Raw genomic sequence first — 836 nt, forward strand, 5'->3', positions numbered from 1 at the left:
ATGTACAGGGACACCGCGCGCTGGCCGATGCGATCGCCCCGCTGCGCATTGCGTTGGGTGAGCATGTTCCCAACCGCGTGCTCTTTAAAAATTATCTGCAGTCCGGCGCCATGAGCTTTAACCAGGCCGACGCCGTGCGGGTAGGGGGCGTGGCAGAGTATATCGCGATCAGCTTATTGTCAAAGAAATTCAATATCCCCATGGTGCCGCACGTGGGCGACATGGGGCAAATTCACCAGCACCTGGTCCTGTTCAACCATATCCGCGTAGGCCATGAATCGTTATTCCTGGAGTATATTCCGCATTTGCGCGAGCATTTCGTACATCCGGCCCGCGTAACGGACGGCTTTTACCAGGTTCCACAGGAATCCGGGCTCAGTACGGCCCTGAGATAATGCTATAGAATAAAGTCTGGTGCACAATTAGGACATAAGCCCTAATTACAGTATTATTGTTAAGTAATCGGTTGCGGTAACGGTAATCCGATCAAATCTTAACCTAATACCTATGAATAGATTCTACTGTAAACTGGGCTTCTTCGCGGCGTTGTGGCTGCTGACGAGCCTGCCGGGGGTGGGGCAGACCCTGACGGTCAAAGGGGTCGTGCGCGACGAATCGGGCGAGACTATGCCCGGTGTAAACGTCGTGATCAAAGGCACGACAGAAGGAACAACCACCAACGCCGACGGCGCCTTTACTATCGCGGTGCCGGATGCGAGCAGTGTGTGGGTGTTCTCGTATGGGTGCTATAAAGTATTGGCAGAAGGGGTCGGCACACGCCAGACACTGAGCAGCGTCCTCGAGCCCGACAGCTCGAGTCTCACGGAACTGGTTGG

General features: G+C 54.7%; 2 protein-coding genes. Both read left to right on the top strand.

Annotated elements, in window-relative coordinates:
• Positions 1–395 (top strand): enolase C-terminal domain-like protein (locus KK062_RS29820; protein WP_317195820.1); only part of this gene is annotated, 395 nt, incomplete at its 5' end.
• 112 nt (positions 396–507) lie between these two features.
• On the top strand, positions 508–836 hold a 329-nt coding region (locus KK062_RS29825), incomplete at its 3' end, for a carboxypeptidase-like regulatory domain-containing protein (protein WP_254088045.1).

Source organism: Dawidia cretensis (assembly GCF_018598175.1).
Classification (GTDB): domain Bacteria; phylum Bacteroidota; class Bacteroidia; order Cytophagales; family Cyclobacteriaceae; genus Ohtaekwangia; species Ohtaekwangia cretensis.